The 17,231-nt window shown below is 68.4% G+C and carries 15 protein-coding genes; 11 read left to right on the forward strand and 4 right to left on the reverse strand.

Annotated features, from left to right (window positions below; translation table 11 throughout):
- The first annotated feature begins 59 nt into the window (after positions 1-59).
- Positions 60-764, forward strand: coding sequence for a riboflavin synthase subunit alpha (locus HV742_RS25785; RefSeq protein WP_100502500.1), 705 nt, complete (start codon positions 60-62; stop codon positions 762-764).
- 152 nt (positions 765-916) lie between these two features.
- Here HV742_RS25785 and HV742_RS25790 read toward each other — a convergent pair whose 3' ends face one another.
- Positions 917-2,410, reverse strand: coding sequence for a M81 family metallopeptidase (locus HV742_RS25790; RefSeq protein WP_049074532.1), 1,494 nt, complete (start codon positions 2,408-2,410; stop codon positions 917-919).
- An 18-nt stretch (positions 2,411-2,428) separates the two neighbouring features.
- Positions 2,429-3,730, reverse strand: a complete 1,302-nt coding sequence (locus HV742_RS25795) for an MFS transporter (RefSeq protein ID WP_175146704.1) — start codon at positions 3,728-3,730, stop codon at positions 2,429-2,431.
- 257 nt (positions 3,731-3,987) lie between these two features.
- Here HV742_RS25795 and HV742_RS25800 point away from each other — a divergent pair, with 257 nt between their 5' ends.
- Positions 3,988-4,902 carry a LysR family transcriptional regulator gene (locus tag HV742_RS25800; protein ID WP_059269996.1) on the forward strand — a complete coding sequence of 305 codons (915 nt, stop codon included), beginning with the start codon at positions 3,988-3,990 and terminating at the stop codon, positions 4,900-4,902.
- 225 nt (positions 4,903-5,127) lie between these two features.
- Positions 5,128-5,712 carry a spermidine N1-acetyltransferase gene (gene speG, locus HV742_RS25805; RefSeq protein WP_049074529.1) on the forward strand — a complete coding sequence of 195 codons (585 nt, stop codon included), beginning with the start codon at positions 5,128-5,130 and terminating at the stop codon, positions 5,710-5,712.
- 169 nt (positions 5,713-5,881) lie between these two features.
- Here speG and HV742_RS25810 read toward each other — a convergent pair whose 3' ends face one another.
- Positions 5,882-8,479, reverse strand: a complete 2,598-nt coding sequence (locus HV742_RS25810; protein ID WP_175146705.1) for a heavy metal translocating P-type ATPase — start codon at positions 8,477-8,479, stop codon at positions 5,882-5,884.
- A 97-nt stretch (positions 8,480-8,576) separates the two neighbouring features.
- Here HV742_RS25810 and cadR point away from each other — a divergent pair, with 97 nt between their 5' ends.
- Positions 8,577-9,011 (forward strand): Cd(II)/Pb(II)-responsive transcriptional regulator, encoded by a 435-nt coding sequence (gene cadR, locus HV742_RS25815; RefSeq protein WP_006386392.1) that lies wholly within the window; start codon positions 8,577-8,579, stop codon positions 9,009-9,011.
- Between the two features lie 125 nt (positions 9,012-9,136).
- The gene (locus tag HV742_RS25820) at positions 9,137-9,730 is read left to right on the forward strand and encodes a nitroreductase family protein (protein ID WP_054415999.1); all 594 of its coding nucleotides are present in this window, start codon (positions 9,137-9,139) and stop codon (positions 9,728-9,730) included.
- Positions 9,731-9,853: 123 nt separating this feature from the next.
- On the opposite strand, the gene HV742_RS25825 is transcribed toward HV742_RS25820, so the two are convergent.
- Complete coding sequence (locus HV742_RS25825) at positions 9,854-10,180, reverse strand: hypothetical protein (RefSeq protein ID WP_175146706.1); 327 nt, start codon at positions 10,178-10,180, stop codon at positions 9,854-9,856.
- Positions 10,181-10,441: 261 nt separating this feature from the next.
- Here HV742_RS25825 and HV742_RS25830 point away from each other — a divergent pair, with 261 nt between their 5' ends.
- The 6 genes from HV742_RS25830 to HV742_RS25855 all read left to right on the forward strand — a co-directional run.
- Positions 10,442-10,954: a sigma-70 family RNA polymerase sigma factor gene (locus tag HV742_RS25830; protein ID WP_068951269.1), complete on the forward strand. Its 513-nt coding sequence runs from the start codon at positions 10,442-10,444 to the stop codon at positions 10,952-10,954.
- Complete coding sequence (locus tag HV742_RS25835; protein ID WP_175146707.1) at positions 10,951-11,922, forward strand: FecR domain-containing protein; 972 nt, start codon at positions 10,951-10,953, stop codon at positions 11,920-11,922. The genes HV742_RS25830 and HV742_RS25835 overlap by 4 nt, the downstream gene beginning before the upstream one ends.
- 63 nt (positions 11,923-11,985) lie before the next feature.
- Complete coding sequence (locus HV742_RS25840; protein WP_217482420.1) at positions 11,986-14,376, forward strand: TonB-dependent siderophore receptor; 2,391 nt, start codon at positions 11,986-11,988, stop codon at positions 14,374-14,376.
- Between the two features lie 239 nt (positions 14,377-14,615).
- The gene (locus HV742_RS25845; RefSeq protein WP_026382699.1) at positions 14,616-15,848 is read left to right on the forward strand and encodes a 3-methyl-2-oxobutanoate dehydrogenase (2-methylpropanoyl-transferring) subunit alpha; all 1,233 of its coding nucleotides are present in this window, start codon (positions 14,616-14,618) and stop codon (positions 15,846-15,848) included.
- Between the two features lie 3 nt (positions 15,849-15,851).
- On the forward strand, positions 15,852-16,895 hold the full coding sequence (locus HV742_RS25850) for an alpha-ketoacid dehydrogenase subunit beta (RefSeq protein ID WP_049074516.1): 1,044 nt from the start codon (positions 15,852-15,854) through the stop codon (positions 16,893-16,895).
- 1 nt (position 16,896) lies between these two features.
- Positions 16,897-17,231, forward strand: a 335-nt coding sequence (locus tag HV742_RS25855) for a biotin/lipoyl-containing protein (RefSeq protein ID WP_302478817.1), incomplete at its 3' end; no start/stop codon positions are given.

Raw genomic sequence — 17,231 nt, forward strand, 5'->3', positions numbered from 1 at the left:
AAATATCGGTTACCTTTGATGTTTTGCCAGGGGCGCCACGCCCCGTATCCAGGATCAGCATGTTCACCGGTATTGTCCAAGGCACCGCGAAGATCGCGAAAATCGCGGACCGCGAAGGCCTGCGCACGTTTACGCTGGCGTTTCCCGACGGCTTCTGCAAGGACCTGGCGATCGGCGCCAGCGTCTCCACCGACGGCGTCTGCCTGACGGTCACCGAAATCCTCGACGCCAACCAGGCCACCTTCGATGTCATGCTGCAAAGCCTGGCCATCACCACGCTGGGCAGCTACCAGGAAGGCGACCGCGCCAACGTCGAGCGCGCCGCCAAGGATGGCGCCGAGATCGGCGGGCATCCGCTCTCCGGCCACGTCGATTTCACCTCGGAAGTGGTGATGGTGAAGTCCTCGGACACCAACCGCCTGATGCGCTTCAGCATCCCCGAGGCCTTCCGCAAGTACGTGTTCGCCAAGGGCTACATCGCCATCAACGGCGCCAGCCTGACCGTGTCCGAGGTCAACCGCGCCGAAGGCTGGTTCGAAGTCTGGCTGATCCCCGAGACCCGCCGCATGACGGTGTTCGAGGACAAGCAGGTGGGCGACCACGTCAACATCGAGATCGAGCGCAGCACCCAGGTGGTGGTGGACACCGTGCGCGAGACGGTCCAGGAAAGCCTGGGCAAGCTGCAGCCGCTGCTGGAAGCCATCCTCAAGGAAAAAGGGCTGACGCTGGAAGATTTCGTCAGCCCGCAGGGCAAGCTCAAGTAGGACGCGGCCGTCCGCGTTCCATCCGCTTTCCGTTCAAGACCCGCTCCCGCGCGCCGGCCCGCGTTCGCGGGGGCCGGCGTGTCTGTATGAGGGCGCCCGGTCAGGCCTCGAACTCAACGAGCAAACTCAAGGCGCGAATTCAAGGCGCGAATTCAAGCCGCGAATGCCGGCCCCAGCGGCTTGATGCGGATGCCCGGTTGCAGCCGGGTCCAGGGCAGGTCGGCGGGATCGGCCTGCATCGGGCCCGGGGCCTTGGCCACCAGCACCTCATGCGCGATCGGCTGGAAGTCGGCGCGGAAGTGCACCGAGCTTTTCACCACCAGGATCGCCATCTCCTCGGGCTGCACGCCGCCGACGCGGAACAGGTTGCGGTCCAGCATCTGCGACTTGGTGGCGCTGACCACCACGCGCACGCCGCCCAGGCGCAGCCCGGCCACCGCCTCCAGGTCCACGTCCATGCCGTTCATCATCGGGCCATCGAAGCGCAGCTTGCCCGGCGACAGCGTCTCGACCACGAATTCACCCTCGAACGGCGCGTCGCCGGCCACGCCGGACTGGCCGCCCAGGCGCAGCTTCACCTTGCTGCCGATGCCGGCGGCGGTCGCCTGGCGCACGGCCTCGGGATCGTAGAACAGGCCCAGCGCGGCGTTCTGCGCGTCGGCCTCGACCAGCGCGCGCAGCATGCCGGTGGTGTTGGCGTCGCCGCCCGCGCCCGGATTGTCCTGGGTGTCGGCGATGACCACGGGGCGCGACGCGCCCGCCGCCAGCGCCTGGGCCCGCTTGACGGCGTCGGCCGGCGCCAGGAAGTCGGGCGACCATTGCGGTTCCAGTTCCAGCACGCGCTGGTACAGCGCCTCGGTCACGCGTTCGACCGCGTCGGCGTCGGTGCCGTAGGCCCACACCACCGGGCCGCATTCGGGAAAGTCGGCCGCCGGAAAGCCCGGCGCGAACGAAATCGAGGCCACGCCCGGCGTCCGCTCCAGGCGTTCGAGTTCTTCGTACACGCCCTGTGACGGCTGCAGCATCGTGCACATGCCGTTGATGGGAATCAGGAAGGGCAGGCGGCGTTCGGCGCGCACCCACTTGTCGCCAGCCGCGACGCGCGCGGCCAGCAGGCGCGCGGCATGCTCGCCGGTCACCGCCATGTCCACGTGCGGGTAGGTGCGGAAGGCGGCCAGGCCGTCGGCCTCGCGCAGCATCCGCGCGGTGACGTTGGCGTGCAGGTCCAGGCTGCCGACCACCGGCACGCCGGGGCCGACCAGCGCGCGCACCCGCGCCAGCAGTTCGCCTTCGCCGTCGTCCAGGTGCTCGGCCACCATGGCGCCGTGCAGGTCCAGGTAGATGGCGTCGAAGCCGCCGGCGCGCGCCGCGTCGACGATCTCGCCGGCGATGCGTTCGTAGGCATCGCGGGTGACGTGGGCCGACGGGCTGGCGCCGGCCCAGATCACCGTGCGCACGGTGTGGCCCTGCGCCAGCGCGGCGTTGATGAAGCCGCCGGCGGGGATGTTGACCTCGCGCAGCGCCAGCATGTCCTCGCCGCGCACCATGGCGGGAAAGCCCTCGCCGCGCACGAAGTTCTCATAGGCCGCCTTGGACGGCGCGAAGGTATTGGTCTCGTGCTGGAAGCCAGCCACCAGAATGTGCATGATCGATTCCTTTGAGCGTCAGGCGCGCACGGGCGCGGATTGGGCGGGACGATTCACCAGCAGCAGCAGGGCGCCGGCCACCAGCAGGGCGGAGATCGCATACAGGCCGCCAGCCAGGCTGCCGGTGGATTCCTTGACCCAGCCGATGATGGACGGGCTGAGAAAGCCGCCCAGCAAGCCGATGCTGTTGATCAGCGCGATGCCGCCCGCCGCGGCTTCCCCTTGCAGGTACTGCGACGGAATCGCCCAGAATACCGTGTAGGCGGCCCACATGAAGCCCGTGGCCAGCGTGATGGCCGTCAGGGATAGCGCGAATTGCGTCGGCGCCGCGGTGGCGATGCACAGCGCCACGCCGGCCAGCAGGGCGGGCACCAGCGTGTGCCAGCGGCGTTCGCGCATGCGGTCGGAACTGCGCGCGAACCACAGCATGAAGACCGCCGCGGCCACGTAGGGGATCGCCGAGTACAGGCCGATCTGCATGGTGTCCTGCACCCCGGCCAGCTTGAGCAGCGTCGGCAGCCAGAAGCTGACCGCATAGATGCCGCAGATCAGGCAGAAGTAGGTCAGCGCCATGCCGTAGATGGCGGGATCGCGCAGCACCTGGGCGAAGGCGTGCTTCTTGTGCGCGCCGCGGCTGTCCAGGTCGGCGGCCAGCAGCGCCTTTTCCTCGGCGCTGAGCCAGCGCGCCTCGGCCGGCTTGTCGTCCAGGTAGCGGAAGGCGATGACGCCCAGCAGCACACAGGGCAGGCCTTCGAGCAGGAACATCCATTGCCAGCCATCCAGCCCGTGCGCGCCGGAGAAGGCCGTCATGATCCAGGCCGAGACCGGCCCGCCGACGATGCCGCCGATCGGGCCGGCCAGCATCACCACCGCCATGACGCCGGCCATGCGCGACTGCGAGTACCAGTAGGTCAGGTAGAAGATCATGCCGGGGGCGAAGCCGGCCTCGAACACGCCCAGCATGAAGCGCAGGACGTAGAAGCTCCATTCGCCCTGCACGAACAGCATCGAGGCCGAGGTCAGGCCCCACAGCACCATGATGCGGCTGATGGTGCGGCGCGCGCCGATGCGCGTCAGCAGCAGGTTGCTGGGCACCTCGAACATCACGTAGCCAAGAAAGAAGATGCCCGCGCCCAGGCCGTAGACGGCATCCGAGATGCCGATGTCCTGCTGCATCTGCAGCTTGGCGAAACCGATGTTGATGCGGTCCAGGTAGGCGAACACATAACAGAGCAGCAGGAACGGCAGCAGCCGCCAGGTGATCTTGCGATAGAGCGGAGCCAGGCGCGGATCGGCGCCTGGCGTGGCCTGATGGGGCATTGCGTGTCTCCTCGCGGGCGGGTCTGCGCCCGCCGCGGTGGTTGGGATGGCGGCGGTTCCCGGGGCGGGTCCGCGCGGCGTCCATATTGCGAGCACGCAGTGTTCGAAACAATGACCTGAGTGATAAATTATCGTTGCCTTCAGAGCAACATACGGGCAACGGAAAAAGACGCCGGCCATGTCCCGGCCTCCATGACAAACCATGGCGGGCGGCGGGTTCCTGGCGCCGGACGTCCATAACCACAAAAGGGGAAACCATGGCGGAAATCAGCCAGACGCGGCTGAGGTATTTCAACGAGGTGGTGGCCTGTGGCTCCATCCGCGGCGCGGCCGACAAGCTCGGCACCGCGCCGTCGGTCATCAGCCGCCAGATCCAGTTGCTGGAAAAGGAACTGGGCGTGGCGCTGTTCGAGCGCCGCGCGCGCGGACTGACGCCGACCGAGGCCGCCGACATGCTGCTGGAATACCATCGCGCCTGCCGCGCGCAACAGGAACACCTGAACACGCGCCTGCAGGAACTGCGCGGCATGCGGCGCGGCAACGTCCACCTGATGATCAGCGAAGGCTTCATCGACAGCCTGATGGAGCACGTGGTGGGGCCGTTCTGCATCGAACACCCGCGCATCAACGTCAGCGTCAACGTCGGCTCGGTCAACGAGGTGGTCGAGGCGGTGGCCTCGGATGCCGCGCACATCGGCCTGGCCTACAACCCGCCGGTCGATCCGCGGCTGCGCTGCCGCGCCAGCCGCAAGCATCCGGTCTGCCTGCTGGCGGTGCCCGGCCATGCGCTGGCGCGGCGCCGCGCGCCGCTCACCATCGCCGACATCCTGCCGTATCCATTCGCGCTGATGTCCGCGCCGTATGGCTTGCGCCAGGCGGTCGACCTGCTGGAGTTCACGGAACGCATCCACCTGACGCCGAGCCTGACCACCAATTCGCTGCGCGTGCTCAAGCAGTACGCGATCAGCGGCGCCGGGGTGACGCTGATGCCGAACCTGGGCGTGCACCACGAATTGGCCAGCGGCGAACTGGTGGCGCTGCCGATCGCGCATCCGATCCTGAGCGCGCCCGAGTGCCAGATGCTGCTGCGTCTGGGGCGGCCGCTGTCATCGGCCGCCAACGAGGTGGTGCGTCGCATCGAACAGCGCCTGCCGGCATTCGCGGCGCCGTAATGGCGGCATGTGTGCCGAGGGTAGGGGGCAATGCCCGGCCCGGGCCGCGGGTGGATTTCGTTACGGATGGCGGCGCGTGAATATTGAAAGTTCCAGTATTCATGCGCTTTTTCAGCCATTTTTCTGCTGTAGGTCAATAAACAAGCCATTCTTCTGGTGAAATCGCCATGCAATGGGCTTTTCAGGGCGATGTCAGCTACAATGGCAGCACTTTCGGAGGTTTCTATGTCGGTAATATCCGATATCAAAATACGCCCCCTGGAGCGCGGCGACCTGCACTTCGTGCACAAGATCAACAATAACGACGTCATCATGCGTTATTGGTTCGAAGAGCCCTACGAGGCCTACGACGAACTGGTCGCCCTCTATGACCGCCACTTGCATGACCAGAACGAGCGGCGCTTCATCATCGAGCACGACACCGGCCAGCCGGCCGGCCTGGTGGAACTGGTGGAAATCGACTACATCCACCGCCGCGCTGAATTCCAGATCATCATCGCGCCCAGCTACCAGGGGCGCGGCTACGCCAAGGCCGCCACCCGCATCGCGGTGGGCTACGCCTTCCGCGTGCTGAACCTGCACAAGGTCTACCTGGTGGTGGACAAGGACAACCGCGCCGCCGTGCACATCTACGAGCGCTGCGGCTTCCAGATCGAAGGGCTGCTCAAGGAAGAGTTCTTTTCCAACGGCGCCTACCGCGACGCCTACCGCATGGCGCTGCTGCAGCACGATCACCTGCGCGAGGTCGGGCCGGGCGCGCCGGATGCGCCGGTGCTGCGCGACTGGCCGCAGGAAGAACAGACGGGCTGACACGCGGCACGATCGGCGTTGCATCCCGCATGATCGAGGCGGCCCCGGCCGCCTTCCCGGGCAGTGCGCCTTGAACGATCGGACGGCGCGGGAGCGCGGCGCCGCGCCGATGTGGAAAAACGCCCCGGCAGGAGATTCCTGCCGGGGCGTTTCGCATCAGGGCGCCGCTTCAGTTCGCCGCCGGGGCGGCCCGCAGCAGCCGCAAGCCGTTGGCCACCACCAGCAGGCTGGCGCCGACGTCGGCGAATACCGCCATCCACAGCGTGGCGTTGCCGGTCATCGCCAGCGCCAGGAACACCACCTTGATGCCGAGCGCCAGCGCGATGTTCTGCACCAGCACGCGGTGGGTGGCGCGCGACAGGCGCAGGAAGGTGCCGATCTTGCGCAGGTCGTCGTCCATCAGCGCCACGTCGGCCGTTTCGATGGCGGTGCCGGTGCCGGCCGCGCCCATGGCGAAGCCGATATCGGCGCGGGCCAGGGCCGGGGCGTCGTTGATGCCGTCGCCGACCATGCCGACCTTGCCGGCGGGCGCCAGCTTGCTTTCGATGGCGGCCAGCTTGTCCTCCGGCAGCTGGTCGCCGCGCGCTTCGTCGATGCCGACCTGGCGCGCGATGGCTTGCGCCGTGGGCGTGTTGTCGCCCGTCAGCATCAGGGTGCGCACGCCCAGCGCGTGCAGGTCGGCGATGGCGGCCGCGCTGGTGGGCTTGACCGTGTCGGCCACCGCCGCCAGCGCCAGCACGCGCTGGCCATCGCTGAGCGCGATGGCGCTCTTGCCCTGCTGTTCCAGTTCGTCGAAACGGGCTTCCAGCCTGGCGTCCGACACGCCCAGCTCGCGCATCAGGCGGCGGTTGCCCAACTGGAACAGCACGCCGTCCACCTTGCCGCTGACGCCGCGGCCGGGCAGGGCGGTGAAGTCGTCCACGTCCAGCAGCGTCTTGCCGGCGTCGCGCGCGGCGTTGGCCACGGCCAGCGAGACCGGGTGGTCCGAGCGCGCCGCCAGGCTGGCGGCAATCCGCGCAGCGGGCTGGCGCGTCAGGTCGGAGACGTCCCAGTCCTGCAGGTCGGTCTGCACCGGCTTGCCATGGGTCAGCGTGCCGGTCTTGTCCAGCGCCAGCCACTGCAGGTTGCGGCCTTCTTCCAGGTACACGCCGCCCTTGACCAGGATGCCGCGGCGCGAGGCCGCCGTCAGGCCGCTGACGATGCTGACCGGCGTGGAGATCACCAGGGCGCAGGGGCAGGCGATGATCAGCAGCGCCAGGGCGCGATAGATCGCGTCGAACCAGGGCTGCGCCCACAGCAGCGGCGGCAGCACCGCCACCAGCACCGCCACGCCCACCACGGCGGGCGTGTAGATGCGCGAGAAACGGTCGATGAAGCGCTGGGTCGGCGCGCGCGCGCCCTGGGCCTGTTCGACCGCGTGGATGATGCGCGCCAGCGTGGTGTTGCCCGCCGCCGCGGTGACGCGGTAGTCGAACGAGCCGGCCGTGTTGACGGTGGCCGCATACACCTGATCGCCCTCGGCCTTTTCCACCGGCAGGCTTTCGCCCGTGATGGGGGACTGGTCCACCGCCGAGCGGCCGCTGACGATGATGCCGTCGGCGGCGATGCGTTCGCCCGGTCGCACGCGCACCACGTCGTCGATCCGCAGTTGCGCCGCCGGCACCGATTGCCAGCTGCCGTCGGCCTGGCGCACGGTGGCGGTTTCGGGCGCCAGGTCCAGCAGGCCGCGGATGGCGTTGCGGGCGCGGTCGAGCGAACGGGCCTCGATCAGTTCAGCCACATTGAACAGGAACATCACCATGGCCGCTTCCGGCCACTGGCCGATCAGCACCGCGCCGGTGACGGCAATGCTCATGAGCGCGTTGATGTTCAGGTTGCCATTGCGCACGGCGATCCAGCCCTTGCGGTAGGTGCTGATGCCGCAGGCCAGGATGGCGGCGACCGCCAGCGCGGCGGTGACGCCCCAGTGCATGCCGGCGAAGTGCGAGGCTTCGGACAGCGCGGCAAGCACGCCGGCGCCGCCGATGGCCCACCAGTTCACGCGCGCGGCGGCCGGGGCCGGCGTGCGCGGCGCGTCGTCGGCCAGCGGTTCAGGCGTCATGCCCAGCGACTTGATGGCCGCCGTGATGCGCTCCAGCGCGCCCTCGGCGTGCACCACCGTCAGGATGCGCTGCATCAGGTTGAAGTCCAGCGCGTGCACGCCGTCGACGCTGTCGAGCTTCTTGCGGATCAGCGTTTCCTCGGTCGGGCAGTCCATCTGGCCGATGCGCAGGCGCGCCAGCAACTGGCCCGGGCCGGCCTGCAGCACGGCCGCGCCGCCGGCGGACATCTGGATGTTGCCGGCATCGTGGCCGCAGCAGGCCGAGGCGCCGTGGTCATGCGCCCGCGCATGGGCATGGCCGTGATCGCGGTCGTGGCTGTGATTGTGATCGTGATCGTGGCCGTGATTGTGATCGTGATCGTGGCCGTGATTGTGATCGTGATCGTGGCCGTGATTGTGATCGTGATCGTGGCCGTGATTGTGATCGTGATCGTGGCCGTGATTGTGGCCGTGATTGTGGCCGTGATCGTGGCCGTGATTGTGGGCATGGCCGGCGCCTTCGTGGCGATGGCCGTCGGCCGCGGCGGCCTTGCCTTGCGCGGGGCCGCAGCATCCGCCGGCGGCGTGGTCATGCCCGCCGGACGCAGCCGGGGCCTTCGTGCCGCAGCAGGCGTCCGGCCGTCCGGAAGCGGTGGGATCGGTATGTTTGTTCGTTGCGCAAGACATTCGCGTTGCCTTTTCGTTATCCATTGGCGGTATTCCACACCTTGGAGTTACTATAGGGTCAACCCCTTGAATCCATCGGATGCGTCCGGGAGGCACGATGCGTATCGGCGAATTGGCCACGGCGGCCGGCACCACGGTCGAAACCGTCAGGTATTACGAGAAGGAAGGGCTGCTGCCCGCCCCGGAACGGGGCCTGAACAACTACCGCAGCTACGGCCAGCCCCACCTGGAGCGCCTGCGGCTGATCCGCAACTGCCGCGCGCTGGACATGACGCAGGACGAGATCCGCGCCATCCTGTCGCTGGCCGACAATCACCAGGCAGGATGTGGCCCCATTAATGAACTGTTCGATGAGCACATCTCCCACGTGGACGAGCGCATCGCCGAGCTGACCCAGTTGAAGACGCAATTGACCGATCTGCGCCAGCGCTGCCTGTCGGCGCGGCCCGACGCGGAAGACTGCGGCATCCTGCACGGCCTGTCGGAAATGCAGGTCGAGGAACGCCAGGAACGCCATACCCACCTGGGTTGAATCCGCCAGTCGCCATGCGCCGGGCAGGGGGATAGCCGTCCCCCGCGCGGCCATGGCGTAATATGAGAACCCTTCTCTTTCCCATTTGGGAAACCGCCAGAATTCCGTAACTTGTGCCTGACTCCATGACCCAGACCGCCACCGCCACGCCCCTGCATGCCATCACCTCGCGCCGTTCCGTGAAGTTCCTGCGGGGTCCGGCGCCCAAACCCGCCGAGCTCGAACAGATCCTGCAGGCCGCCATGTCGGCCCCCGACCACGGCGCGCTGCGCCCGTGGCGTTTCGTGGTGATCCAGGGCGAGGCCATCGGCAAGCTGGCCGACGTGGCGCTGGAAGCCGTCAAGCGCAGCGGCGATCCGCGCATGACGCCGGAAAAGGAAAAGTCGGTGCGCGAGTGGATGGCCGGCGTGCCGCTATTCGTCGCCGTGGCGCAGAAGATCGCCCACGACAACACCAAGATCCCCGAGGCCGAGCAACTGCTGGCCACCGGCTGCGCCACCATGAACATCCTGAACGCCGCCCACATGCTGGGCTACGGCGCGTTCTGGAGCACCGGCATCGGCACCTACGTTGAAGACGTGCAGGCGGCGCTGGGCCTGGATTCGCTCGACTACCGTTTCCTCGGCTTCCTGGCCATTGGCACCCCGGCGTGCGCGGTGCCGCCGGCCAACCGCCCGGACTACCGCGAGTTCGTCACCGAGTGGACCGGTCCGGCCTGAGGCGCGTCGCGCTTCGAAAAAAGAACTGGGCCCTCAATGAACTGACCCCCGAAGGTTGGATCAAGTCCAACACTCGGGGGTCAGTTCACGCTGGCCGGTTTTTTGCTTTGCGGGTGCCGTTGCCTACCGTTGCGACGCGATGGGCCGGAAGGCCGCGCGCACCAGTTTCTCCAGGCCCCAGCCCACGAAATAGAAGAGGGCCAGCGTGGGCAGCCCGATCAGCAGGTAGCCGCCGGTCCACGACAGGTCGCCCAGCAGCCGGTCCAGGTTCAGGTCGTGCAGCAGCGCAAGCTGAAAGGCCAAGGGCAGTTGCAGCAGAATGAAGCGGCCCTTGTCGTCGCCGTCGGCCGACAGCGCGCCGGCGATGCAGAGGATGACGATGGCGAGGTAAAGCGCGGCAAACACAATGCCGGTCCAGCTGAACCATTTCGAGGTGGTCAATCGAGGCACATTGGTTTCCCAGGGGAATCGGATGCCGCAAGTATAGAGGTCGGCCAGATGCGCTCCACCCCGCCAAGCCACCGAGCCAAGCTGCCCCGCCAAGCTGCCCCGCCAAGCCGCCCCGCCAAGCCGCCCAGCCAAGCCGCCCAGCCAAGCCGCCCAGCCGCGCCGACGTAGCTCGCCGTCCGGCTGCACCGGGCAGGCTTGCGCGGCCACCAATAAATGACAATAATTCTTATTGTTGATTAGCCCGCCATCCCATTCCCCGCCATGTCCCATCCCGCGCAGCCGACGCCGCACCCCGCCGCCCAGCTGTACGAGGCCCATCATCCGTGGCTGCTGGAATGGCTGCGGCGCCGGCTGGGTTGCCGCCATGACGCCGCCGACCTGGCGCACGACACCTTCGTGCGGGTGCTGGCCGGCCGCCCGACCGAGCCGATCCACGAACCCCGCGCGTTCCTGACCACGCTGGCGCAGCGCACGCTGTATACCTTCTGGCGCCGCCGCGAGCTCGAGCGCGCCTATCTCGACAGCCTCGAATCCCTGCCGCAGGCCTGCGCGCCCAGCGAGGAACAGCGCGCGCTGGTGGTCGAGGCCCTGATGCAGATCGACCGCGCCCTGCAACGCCTGCCGGCGCGCACCCGCCACATATTCCTCCTGAGCCAGTTGCACGAACTGACCTATCCGCAGATCGCCGAGCAGCTCGGCGTGTCGGCCATCACCGTCCGGCGCGGCATGAAGCAGGCCATCACGCTGTGCGTGGCCGCGCGCTTGGCCGCATGAGCGCGCCCGCGCTGCCGGCCGCCGTCGAGGCGGCGGTCGACTGGATGGTGCAGCTGTCGTCGGGCGAGGCGAGCGCCGCCGACCGCGCCCGGTTCGAGGCGTGGCACCGGACCGACCCGCGCCACGCCGCCGCCTGGGACCTGGTCACCGGCGCCCTGGACAGCACCTTTGCGCCGCTGGGCGAGGGCGCCTCGTCCCGGGCGGCCGGCGCGGCGCTGCTGGCGCCGACCTCGCGCCGCCGGGCGCTGCGCAATGCCTTGATGCTGGCGCTGGCGGCCGGCGGGCTGGCCGCCCTGGTCGATCGCCAGACGCCGTTGCGGACCCTGGCCGCCGACCTGCGCACCGGCACCGGCGAACGCCGCGCCTATCCGCTGCCGGACGGCAGCGTGGTCACCCTGAACGCGCGCTCCGCCGTCGACCTGCAATTCGATGACCGCGTCCGCGTGCTGCGGTTGCGCGAGGGCGCGGTCTACGTGCGGGTGGCGGCGGACGCCGCGCGGCCCTTCATCGTCGCCAGTCCCGATGGCGAGGTGCAGGCCTTGGGCACGGTGTTCGGGGTGGCGCGCGATGCGCGGGGGAGTGTCGCCTGTGTGATCGAGCACAGCGTCGAGATCCGCGCGGCCGGCCAGCGGCGCGTCCTGGCGGCGGGCGAGGGCGCGCGCTTCGGCGCGCACGGCATCGGCGCGCCGGACGCCGCGCTGGCCGAGGCCGCCGCCTGGCAAGACGGCATGCTGGTGGTGCGCGACCAGCCTTTGGGCGAGGTGGTGGCGGCATTGCGGCCATACCGGCGCGGCTTTTTGCGCATCTCTCCCGAGGCCGCCCGGCTGCGGGTGCTGGGCGCGTTTCCGCTGGACGACACCGACCGCGTGCTGGAATCCCTGCGCCAGACGCTGCCGATCGAGGTCGCCACGCTGGGCGGCTGGCTGGTCAGCATCGACCTGCGCGCCGATGCCGCCGAAAAAAAATGATCGCTCGCGGCGGGCTCGCTGGACATACCTCCTGAAGCACCCCCCCTTGTCGCAGGAGATTCCATGTTCCCCGTTCGTTCCGCGCCGCAGCTGGCGGCCGCGTTCCTCATCGCCCTGGCCGCGCCGGCCGGTATCGCCCAGGCCCAGGCGGGCGCGCCCATGGCGCAGCGCTACGATCTGCCCGCCGCGCCGCTGGCCGAGACCCTGACCCGTATCGCGCGCCAGAGCGGCCAGGCGGTGTCGGTCGATCCGGCGCTGGTGGCGGGCCGCCAGGCCCCGGCCGTGGCCGGCACCTACACCGCCGAGCAGGCCTTGCGCCAGGCGCTGGCGGGCAGCGGCCTGGAATTGCGTGTTACCGCCAATGGCACCTTCAGCGCGCGGCCCTTGCCGCAGGCGGGCGACGCCACCCTGCTGGAGCCGGTGCGCGTGACCGGCGCGGCCGAATCGCCCTCCGGCCCGCTGCATGGCTACGCCGCCCGCGTCAGCGCCACCGGCACCAAGACCGACACGCCCATCATCGAGACGCCGCAGTCGATCACGGTGGTCGGCGCCGAGGAAATCGAGACGCTCAAGGCGCAGAGCCTGCAGGACGCGCTGGGCTACGTGGCGGGCGTGAGCCGCGCGGAAGGCCTGGACCGCACCTCCGACAGCGTGTTCCTGCGCGGCTTTCGCGGCAGTCAGGGCAGCTACTATCGCGATGGCACGCTGTACACCGTGAACATCTACAACGGACGGCAGGAACTGTACGGGCTGGAACGGGTCGAGTTCCTCAAGGGCGCGGCCTCGGTGCTCTACGGCGCGGCGCCGCCGGGCGGGGTCATCAACACGGTCAGCAAGCGGCCCACGACCGAGCCGCTGCATGAACTGAACGTCGAGGCGGGCAACTTCCGCCGCAAGCAGATCTCCGGCGACTTCGGCGGCGCGCTCGATGACGAGGGTAAATGGTCTTACCGCCTGACCGCCTTGAAGCGGGACAGCGACACCTTCATCGATCACGTGCCGGACGACCGGACCTACGTGGCCCCGGCCCTCAAATGGCAACCCAGCGATGCCACTTCGCTGACCCTGCTGGCGGAATACCAGGAGGACCGCACGGCCTACGTCTACGGCCTGCCTGGCCAGGGCACGGTCCTGCCCAATCCCAACGGCAGGATTCCCCGCAATCGATTCACCGGGGAACCTGGCTTCGACAAGTTCATCATGAAGCGCTATTCGATCGGCTACCTGTTCGAACACGCGTTCACGGACCAGCTCAAGCTGCGCAACAGCGTGCGCTACTTCCACGCGGACAGCACCTATTTCTCCACCGACATCTGGCAGCTACAGGCCGACCAGCGCCACACCGCCGATCGCGGCGCGATGCCGCGCTGGGATCGGTCTTCGGCGGTTGTGGCCGATACATCGCTGCAGTACGACGCCACCACCGGCCCGCTGCGCCACACGCTGCTGGCGGGCCTGGACTACTCGCTGCCCAGGCACGAGACCGAGCGCTACCTGCGCAGCAACACCAACATCGATCTCTATGACCCGGTCTATGGCGTCCCCCTGGGACCGGCCACGCCGTTCCCGTGGTCGTCCTCGAAAACCGACCTGAAGCGCCTGGGGGTGTACCTGCAGGATCAGGTCAAGATCGCCGATAAGTGGGTGGTGCTGCTGGGTGGACGGCACGATTGGGTCACGGTCAACGAACGCAATTTCTTCACCGGCGAAAAGATCGCGGACAATGAAAAGAGCCAGGCCTTCACCGGCCGCGCCGGCATCGTCTACCTGGCCGACAACGGCCTGGCGCCGTTCCTGAGCTACAGCGAATCGTTCGAGCCGACCAGCGGCCAGGATCGCCAGGGCAGCCGTTTCAAGCCCACCACCGGTCAGCAGTACGAAGCCGGGGTGCGCTACCAGCCGGCGGGGGCGGACACCATGCTGTCGGCGGCGGTGTACCAGCTCACCCGCAAGAACGTGAACGTGACCGACCCGTTCGACACGAACTACGAGATCCAGGCAGGGCAGGCGCGCACCCGCGGATTGGAGCTGGAAGCGCGCACCCGCCTGGGCCGCCACGCCAACCTGATCGCCGCCTATGCCTACACCGATGCGCGCACCCTCAAGGCCAGCCCGCTGCAACCGGACGAGGTCGGAAAGCGCCTGAACTCGGTGCCGTTCAACCAGTTCTCGGTCTGGGGCGACTACGGCTTCGGCGCCTTCGGCCTGCCGGGGCTGCGGGTCGGCGCGGGCGTGCGCTACGTCGGCAGCACGCGCGGCCTGGCGCACGGCACGGCGGTCGAGGTGCCATCCTTTACGCTGTTCGACGCCATGGTCAGCTACACCTCCGGGCCGTGGCGATTCGCGCTCAATGCCACCAACCTGGCCGACAAGACCTACATCGGCAACTGCACCTATGGTTGCTTCTACGGCGAGCCGCGCCGCGTGATCGGCACGGCGACCTACCGCTGGTGATAGCGGGCCGGCAGGGGCGTGCAACCCCCTGCCGCGCGCGCCGGCCGGCCCCGAACCGCGCGGCCAGCAAGGCCCGGCGCGGCCCCTGTCTCGGGGCCGCGCCCTGTGCTACTCTGGCTCCCGGCCGTGCATGTTTATCCCTTTGCACAGGCCGACGATGGCAATGTCCGAGGTCACCCCCCCGGGCAGTGTCTTGGTAAGAAGAATGCGCATGACACGATCAAGCGTGGAGACAATTCATGAGCCAATACGGGCCGCTGAAGTTGCACGTCCCCGAGCCTACCGGGCGTCCGGGTTGCAAGACCGACTTTTCCTACCTGCGCCTGTCGCCGCCCGGCGAGGTGCCCAAACCCCCCATTGATGTCGCCGCGATCGACACCGGCAGCCTGGCCTACAGCCTGGTGCGGGTCATCGACGACGACGGCCGCGCCGTCGGCCCGTGGGCGCCGGAGATCAGCGACGAGCTGTTGCGCCGAGGCATGCGCACCATGCTCAAGACGCGCATCTTCGACGGCCGCATGCTGACGGCCCAGCGCAAGAAGAAGATCTCCTTCTACATGCAGAGCCTGGGCGAAGAAGCCATCGGCTCGGCCCACGCGCTGGCGCTGGAGCAGGGCGACATGTGTTTCCCGACCTACCGTCAGCAGAGCATCCTGCTGGCGCGCGACGTGTCGCTGGTGACCATGATGTGCCAGCTCATGTCCAACGAGCGCGACCCGCTCAAGGGGCGCCAGTTGCCGGTCATGTATTCCGACCGCGAGAACGGTTTCTTCACCATCTCGGGCAACCTGGCCACGCAGTTCATCCAGGCGGTGGGCTGGGGCATGGCCTCGGCCATCAAGGGCGACACCCGCATCGCGTCGGGCTGGATCGGCGACGGCGCCACCGCCGAGGCGGACTTCCATACCGCGCTGACCTTTGCCCACGTGTACCGTGCGCCGGTGATCCTGAACGTGGTCAACAACCAGTGGGCCATCTCGACCTTCCAGGCCATCGCCGGGGGCGAGGGCGCCACCTTCGCCGGCCGCGGCGTCGGCTGCGGCATCGCCTCGCTGCGGGTGGACGGCAACGATTTCCTGGCGGTCTACGCCGCCTCGCGCTGGGCCGCCGAACGCGCCCGCCGCAACCTCGGCCCCACCCTGATCGAATGGGTGACCTACCGCGCGGGCCCGCACTCCACCTCCGACGATCCCTCCAAGTACCGTCCCGGCGACGACTGGAGCCACTTCCCGCTGGGCGACCCGATCGAGCGCTTCAAGAAGCACCTGATCCTGCGTGGCATCTGGTCCGACGCCGAGCACGACGCGGTGCGCGCCGAGCTCGACGCCGAGATCCAGGCGGCGCAGAAGGAAGCGGAAAGCTACGGCACCCTGGTGGACGGCCACGTCCCCAGCGCCGCCAGCATCTTTGAAGACGTCTACAAGGACATGCCGGAGCATCTGCGCCGGCAACGTCAGCAGCTCGGAGTGTGAGTCATGGCTATCGATAACAATGTTGGTCCGGCGTCCGCGCCGATGACCATGATCCAGGCTTTGCGCTCGGCCATGGATGTGATGCTGGAGCGTGACGGCAACGTGGTGGTGTTCGGCCAGGACGTGGGCTATTTCGGCGGCGTGTTCCGCTGCACCGAGGGCCTGCAGGCCAAGTACGGCAGCTCGCGCGTGTTCGACACGCCGATCTCCGAAGGCGGCATCGTCGGCGTGGCGGTGGGCATGGGCGCCTACGGCCTGCGGCCGGTGTGCGAGATCCAGTTCGCCGACTATTTCTATCCGGCTTCCGACCAGATCGTGTCGGAAGCGGCGCGCCTGCGCTACCGCTCGGTGGGCGAATTCATCGCGCCCATGACCATCCGCATGCCCTGCGGCGGCGGCATCTACGGCGGCCAGACCCACAGCCAGAGCCCCGAGGCCATGTTCACCCAGGTCTGCGGGCTGCGCACGGTGATGCCGTCCAACCCCTACGACGCCAAGGGCCTGCTGATCGCGTCCATCGAAAACGACGATCCGGTCATCTTCCTGGAACCCAAGCGCCTGTACAACGGCCCGTTCGACGGCCACCACGACCGTCCCGTGACGCCGTGGACCGGCCGCCCGGGCAGCGTGGTGCCGACCGGCTACTACACCGTGCCGCTGGACTCCGCCGCCATCGTGCGCCCCGGCAACGCGCTGACGGTGCTGACCTATGGCACCACGGTGCACGTGTCGCTGACCGCGGCCGAGGAAACCGGCATCGACGCCGAGGTCATCGACCTGCGCAGCCTGTGGCCGCTGGACCTGGAGACCATCGTCAACTCGGTCAGGAAGACCGGCCGCTGCGTCGTGGTGCACGAAGCCACGCGCACCTGCGGCTTCGGCGCCGAACTGATCGCGCTGGTGCAAGAACACTGCTTCCATCACCTCGAAGCGCCCGTCGAGCGCGTGACCGGTTGGGACACTCCCTATCCGCACGCGCAGGAATGGGCGTATTTCCCCGGCCCGCGCCGGGTCGGCGAAGCGTTCAAGCGCGCGATGGAGGTGTGAGATGGGGATTCATGTCATCAAGATGCCCGACATCGGCGAAGGCATTGCCGAGGTCGAACTGGTGGGCTGGCACGTCAAGGTGGGCGACACGGTCGCCGAGGACCAGCCGCTGGCCGACGTCATGACCGACAAGGCCACGGTCGAGATCCCATCGCCCGTGGTCGGCCGCGTGGTCGCGCTGGGCGGCGAAGTCGGCCAGGTCATGGCCGTGGGCGGCGAACTGATCCGCCTGGAAGTGGAAGGCGAGGGTAACGTCAAGGGCGAGGCGGCGGCGCAGACACCGCAGGCCGCGGCCGCGCCGGCTCCGGCGGCGAGCGCGCCGGCCGCCGCCCCGGC

Origin of the sequence: Achromobacter ruhlandii, assembly GCF_902859695.1 — a bacterium.
Taxonomy (GTDB): domain Bacteria; phylum Pseudomonadota; class Gammaproteobacteria; order Burkholderiales; family Burkholderiaceae_B; genus Achromobacter; species Achromobacter ruhlandii.

Excerpts from the sequence above, each read along its gene's own strand:
- HV742_RS25785 (WP_100502500.1), top strand. The coding sequence starts at position 60 with ATGTTCACCGGTATTGTCCAAGGCACCGCGAAGATCGCGAAAATCGCG.
- HV742_RS25790 (WP_049074532.1), bottom strand. The coding sequence starts at position 2,410 with ATGCACATTCTGGTGGCTGGCTTCCAGCACGAGACCAATACCTTCGCG.
- HV742_RS25795 (WP_175146704.1), bottom strand. The coding sequence starts at position 3,730 with ATGCCCCATCAGGCCACGCCAGGCGCCGATCCGCGCCTGGCTCCGCTC.
- HV742_RS25800 (WP_059269996.1), top strand. The coding sequence starts at position 3,988 with ATGGCGGAAATCAGCCAGACGCGGCTGAGGTATTTCAACGAGGTGGTG.
- speG (WP_049074529.1), top strand. The coding sequence starts at position 5,128 with ATGTCGGTAATATCCGATATCAAAATACGCCCCCTGGAGCGCGGCGAC.
- HV742_RS25810 (WP_175146705.1), bottom strand. The coding sequence starts at position 8,479 with ATGTCTTGCGCAACGAACAAACATACCGATCCCACCGCTTCCGGACGG.
- cadR (WP_006386392.1), top strand. The coding sequence starts at position 8,577 with ATGCGTATCGGCGAATTGGCCACGGCGGCCGGCACCACGGTCGAAACC.
- HV742_RS25820 (WP_054415999.1), top strand. The coding sequence starts at position 9,137 with ATGACCCAGACCGCCACCGCCACGCCCCTGCATGCCATCACCTCGCGC.
- HV742_RS25830 (WP_068951269.1), top strand. The coding sequence starts at position 10,442 with ATGTCCCATCCCGCGCAGCCGACGCCGCACCCCGCCGCCCAGCTGTAC.
- HV742_RS25835 (WP_175146707.1), top strand. The coding sequence starts at position 10,951 with ATGAGCGCGCCCGCGCTGCCGGCCGCCGTCGAGGCGGCGGTCGACTGG.
- HV742_RS25840 (WP_217482420.1), top strand. The coding sequence starts at position 11,986 with ATGTTCCCCGTTCGTTCCGCGCCGCAGCTGGCGGCCGCGTTCCTCATC.
- HV742_RS25845 (WP_026382699.1), top strand. The coding sequence starts at position 14,616 with ATGAGCCAATACGGGCCGCTGAAGTTGCACGTCCCCGAGCCTACCGGG.
- HV742_RS25850 (WP_049074516.1), top strand. The coding sequence starts at position 15,852 with ATGGCTATCGATAACAATGTTGGTCCGGCGTCCGCGCCGATGACCATG.